Source organism: Curtobacterium sp. B18 (assembly GCF_000333375.1).
Lineage (GTDB): Bacteria > Actinomycetota > Actinomycetes > Actinomycetales > Microbacteriaceae > Curtobacterium.
Genome location: NZ_BACZ01000671.1, coordinates 1 through 4,980 on the forward strand (window position 1 = coordinate 1; position 4,980 = coordinate 4,980).

The 4,980-nt window shown below is 73.5% G+C and carries 4 protein-coding genes; 2 read left to right on the forward strand and 2 right to left on the reverse strand.

Translation table 11 applies throughout. The annotated features are described in order from the left end of the window. Positions 1–1,406: hypothetical protein (locus I5E_RS25750; RefSeq protein WP_022908202.1), on the forward strand; the 1,406-nt coding region annotated here is incomplete at its 5' end. Positions 1,407–1,483: 77 nt separating this feature from the next. Continuing rightward, positions 1,484–3,622 carry a RecQ family ATP-dependent DNA helicase gene (locus I5E_RS17950; protein WP_022908203.1) on the forward strand — a complete coding sequence of 713 codons (2,139 nt, stop codon included), beginning with the start codon at positions 1,484–1,486 and terminating at the stop codon, positions 3,620–3,622. 71 nt (positions 3,623–3,693) lie between these two features. Here I5E_RS17950 and I5E_RS17955 read toward each other — a convergent pair whose 3' ends face one another. Both I5E_RS17955 and I5E_RS17960 read right to left on the reverse strand, forming a co-directional pair. Further along, positions 3,694–4,575, reverse strand: a complete 882-nt coding sequence (locus I5E_RS17955; RefSeq protein ID WP_022908204.1) for an oxidoreductase — start codon at positions 4,573–4,575, stop codon at positions 3,694–3,696. 185 nt (positions 4,576–4,760) lie between these two features. Beyond that, positions 4,761–4,980, reverse strand: a 220-nt coding sequence (locus tag I5E_RS17960) for an aldo/keto reductase (RefSeq protein WP_031263111.1), incomplete at its 5' end; no start/stop codon positions are given.

Here is a 4,980-nt window from a genome sequence, read left to right on the forward strand (position 1 = left end):
CGACCCTGGCGAAGGCGACCGCACAGACCGTGTCGGTCGCGGCAGCGTCCGACGCCGTCGACCGATCGGTCCGGACGAGCCGCGCGTTGTTCGCGTCCGCTCCCGGGGCCGTCGTCGCGCCGGCCGGTGACGCCGACGCCGTGCGGTCCGCGGCGAGCGCCGCCGAGGCGGCCCACGTCCCGGTCCTCCTCACCGGCGGGGACGAGTCGGCCGCAGCGGGCGAGTCCCAGGGGAAGAGCGGATCGCCGGCGGCGCACGAACTCGAGCGCCTCGGCGCCCGGTGGTACCAGGCCGAGGGCGACGTCGCGATCGACACGGACGTCCCGGAGCGGGACGCGCCGGACGGCGGAGACGAGCCGGAGCCGAGCCGCGCCTCCAGGCAGGCCACCGTCGTCGTGGCGGACGCGAGCGCCGACGCCGCAGCCGTGGCGACCGCGAAGGCGGCGGGTGCCCGCGTCGTGGCGATGCCGGACGGTGTGACGGACCCCGCGGCCGCGCCGGACGTCGTGACGGCGCTGCACGAGCGACGGGACCACCCGACGGTGCTGGTGGGGGCGGCGTTCGCCGACCTGCCGGACCCGGAGTGGACCGTCCGCGCTGCCGAGAACGGGTGGCAGCTGCCCGACGGCGGGCAGCGGCCGTTCGACGGGCACCGCTACGTGGCGCTCTACGGCGCGCCGGGAGCCCCCGCGCTCGGTGTCCTCGGCGAGCAGGACCCGACGGCGACGGTGCGGCGCGCGAAGTCCGTCGCGGCGTCGTACAAGGGGCTCGGCGACGTGCCGATCACGCCCGCGATGGAGGTCATCGCGACCGTCGCCGCCGGGGACGCCGGAGCGGACGGGGACTACTCCACCGAGCTGCCGGTGTCGACGCTCGAGCCCTACGTCGATGCCGCGCACGACGCCGGGATGCCCGTGATCCTCGACCTGCAGCCCGGGCGCGCGGACTTCCTGTCGCAGGCGAAGCGGTACGAGTCGCTGCTGTCGAAGCCGGGCGTGTGGCTGGCGCTCGACCCGGAGTGGCGGCTCGGGCACGACCAGGTCCCGCTCGAGCAGATCGGGAGCGTGAAGGCGTCCGAGGTGAACGAGGTGTCCTCGTGGCTCGCGGACCTGGTCCGCTCGAAGGGGCTCCCCCCGAAAGCGTTCGTGCTGCACCAGTTCCGACTGTCGATGATCCAGGACCGCGACACGCTCGAGCAGCACCCGGAACTCGACATGCTCGTGCACGTCGACGGGCAGGGGTCGCAGCCCGACAAGCAGGCGACGTGGAAGGCGCTGCACGTCGGAGCACCCGAGGGTCTCCACTGGGGCTGGAAGAACTTCTACGACGAGGACACACCGATGCTGACGCCGCAGCAAACGATGGCGGACGTGACGCCGACACCGTCGTTGATCACGTACCAGTAGCGGGTTGCGTGGGTGAGTTGTCCACAGCCGGGAGGCGCGACCCACGTTTCGTCGGTCCCTGCTGACAGCATGGGGTCATGTCTGTTGCTCCGCCGCCCGTCCAGCCGTCCGCCGCGATCGCTGCGGAGGCGCAGGAGGCGCTGCACGCCCTGACCGGGCGGCCGGACGCGGTGTTCCACCCCGGTCAGCTCGAGGCGATCTCGGCGCTCGTCGAGCACCGGCAGCGGGCCCTCGTGGTACAGCGCACCGGGTGGGGGAAGTCCGCCGTGTACTTCCTCGCGACCCTGCTGCTCCGGCGCCGCGGGGGCGGGCCGACGGTGCTCGTGTCGCCGCTGCTGGCGCTCATGCGCGACCAGGTCGCCGCGGCTGCCCGCGCCGGGGTGCGCGCGGTCTCGATCAACTCGGCGAACGCGCACGAGTGGGGTGAGACGCAGGCGGCGCTCGCCCGTGACGAGGTGGACGTCCTGCTCGTCTCCCCCGAACGGCTCAACAACCCGCGGTTCCGCGACGAACAGCTGCCGACGCTGATCGCCCGCATGGGCATGCTCGTCGTCGACGAGGCGCATTGCATCTCCGACTGGGGGCACGACTTCCGACCGGACTACCGGCGACTGGCCGAGCTCATCCGGTCGCTCCCCCACGGCGTGCCCGTGCTCGCCACCACCGCGACGGCGAACGAGCGCGTGGTCGAGGACGTCGCCGAGCAGCTCACCGCCGGCCCCGACGCCCCGGTCTTCACCATCCGCGGGTCCCTCGCACGGGCCTCGCTGCGGCTCGGCGTGCTGTCGCTCCCCGACGCCCGGCAGCGGCTCGGCTGGCTGCTGGCGCACCTCGGTGACCTGCCGGGCAGCGGGATCATCTACACGCTCACCGTCTCTGCAGCCGAGGACATCGCCCGGCTCCTGCGCGACAACGGGTACGCCGTCCGTGCGTACACCGGCCGGACCGACACCGACGAGCGCGAGCAGCTCGAGCAGCAGCTCAAGGGCAACGAACTCAAGGCCCTCGTGGCGACGAGTGCGCTCGGCATGGGGTTCGACAAGCCCGACCTGGGGTTCGTCGTCCACGTCGGCGCCCCGTCCTCGCCTGTCGCCTACTACCAGCAGATCGGCCGCGCCGGACGCGCCACCGACAACGCGGACGTCCTGCTGCTGCCCGGGCGCGAGGACCAGGAGATCTGGCAGTACTTCGCGAGCGCGTCCATGCCGACCGAGGCCCGCGCGTCCGCGGTGCTGAACGCGCTGTCCCGTGACGCCGCGATGTCCACCGTCGCGCTCGAGGGGCTGGTCGACATCAAGCGCTCCACCCTCGAGCTCCTGCTCAAGGTGCTCGACGTCGACGGCGCCGTGCAGCGGGTCGCCGGAGGGTGGGTCGCGACCGGGCAGCCGTGGGAGTACGACGCGCCCCGCTACGAGCGTGTCGCCGCGGCCCGCGCTGCCGAGGCCGCGGCGATGCTCACCTACGAGTCCACCTCGGCGTGCCGCATGCAGCTCCTGCAGCAGGACCTCGACGACCCGTCCGCCGAACCGTGCGGCCGGTGCGACAACTGCGCCGGGGCCTGGTACCCGTCGGACGTCTCGTCGTCCGACGCCTCCGGTGCCGCGGCGGCGCTCGACAAGGTCGGTGTGGAGATCGCCCCGCGCGCCCAGTGGCCGTCGGGCATGTCGTCGCTCGGCGTCTCGGTGCGGGGCAAGATCGGCGCCGACGAGCTCGTGCAGCCCGGCCGCGCCGTCGCCCGACTCACCGACCTCGGGTGGGGCGGACCGCTGCGCGCGCTGTTCTCGCCGTCCACCGCCGACGCCCCGATCTCCCGCGAACTCGTCGACGGGTGCGTCCGTGCGCTCAAGGACTGGCCGTGGGAGACCCGGCCGACCGGGGTCGTCGCGATGTCCTCGCGGTCGCGGCCCGAGCTCGTGGGCTCGCTCGCGCAGGCGCTGTCCTCGATCGGGCGGCTGCAGTTCCTCGGGACGCTCGGGCGGAACGGTGGGACGCCGCGCGGGGACGGTGCCACCAACAGCGCCTACCGGTTGTCCGGGGTGTGGGACACGTTCGTCGTCGACCCGGCGCTCGGGGCCGCGCTGCAGTCGCACGAGGGGCCGGTGCTGCTCGTCGACGACCTGGTGGACAGCCGGTGGACGATGACCGTCGCCGGGCGGGAGCTGCGGCGGGCCGGGGCATCGGCGGTGCTGCCCTTCGCGTTGGCAACGGTGGCCTGAGGTACAGCCGGCGCACGCTGTCGGTCGGCGCACGCTGTCGGCCTTCGCTCGCTGTCGGCCGGCGCTCGCTGTCAGGCGGCGCCGAGCGCCTCCAGCTCGGCCACGGCGTCCGCCGGCAGGTCGAACCCCGCCGAGGCGATGTTCTCGTGCAGGTGCCCGACCGACGACGTCCCCGGGATGAGGAGGATGTTCGGCGACCGCTTCAGCAGCCACGAGAGCGCGACCGTCGTCCGTGACACGTGCAGTCGCTCGGCGACACGGTCGAGGGTGGCGTAGTCGATCGGCGAGAAGCCCCCGAGCGGGAAGTACGGCACGTAGGCGATGCCCTGTTCCGCCGTCGACTCCACCAGGGCCTCGTCCTCGCGGCGCGCCACGTTGAACATGTTCTGCACGCACACCACCGGCGCAATGCCCTGCGCCTCGGCGAGCTGCTCGGCCGTCACCGTCGAGACGCCGAGGTGCCGGATGAGCCCCTGCTGCTGGAGCGCCGCGAGCGCCTCGAACTGCGGCGCCAGGCTGCCCGGCTCCGGAGCGTCGAACCCGCCCATCCGGAGGTTGACCACCTCGAGCTGCTCGAGCCCGAGCGTCCGCAGGTTGTCGTGCACCTGCTCGACGAGCTGCTCCGGCTGCCGAGCCTGCGGCCACCGCCCCTTCTCGTCGCGGCGGGTGCCGACCTTCGTCACGATGTGGAGGTCGTCCGGGTACGGGTGCAGCGCTTCACGGATGAGCTCGTTCGTGACGTGCGGGCCGTAGAAGTCAGCGGTGTCGATGTGCGTGATGCCCGCCTCCACCACCGCGCGGAGGACCCGGACGGCCTCGTCGTGATCCTTCGGCGGGCCGAACACGTTCGGTCCGGCGAGCTGCATGGCGCCGTACCCGAACCGCGTCAGTTCGAGGTCGTCGGCGAGGCGGTACGTCCCGCCGGGGAGCGTGGGGGTGGCGTCGTCGGTCATGGTCCGAGGATGCGCCGTGCTCCCGCGGGTCAGCCGTGGCCGGTGTCCCCCGCCGCGTCCGCTGACGACGGGCGGCGACACTTCCGGGCACCGACGGGTCCGGGGCGGGTGACCGGACCACGAGTCGGCCAGGAGGCGCGGTGCNNNCCCNCNCCNCGCCTCCTGGCCCGCACGCCCTCGCGTCGTCAGGCCGCGCCGATGCCGTCCAGCTCCGCCACCGCGTCCGCCGGCAGGGCGAAGCCCGCCGACGCGACGTTGTCGCGCAGGTGCGCGACCGACGAGGTCCCGGGGATGAGGAGCATGTTCGGCGAGCGCTGCAGCAGCCAGGACAGCGCGACGGTGAGGCGGGTGACCCCGAGTCGGTCGGCGACGGCGTCGAGCGCCCCGGACTGGATCGGCGAGAAG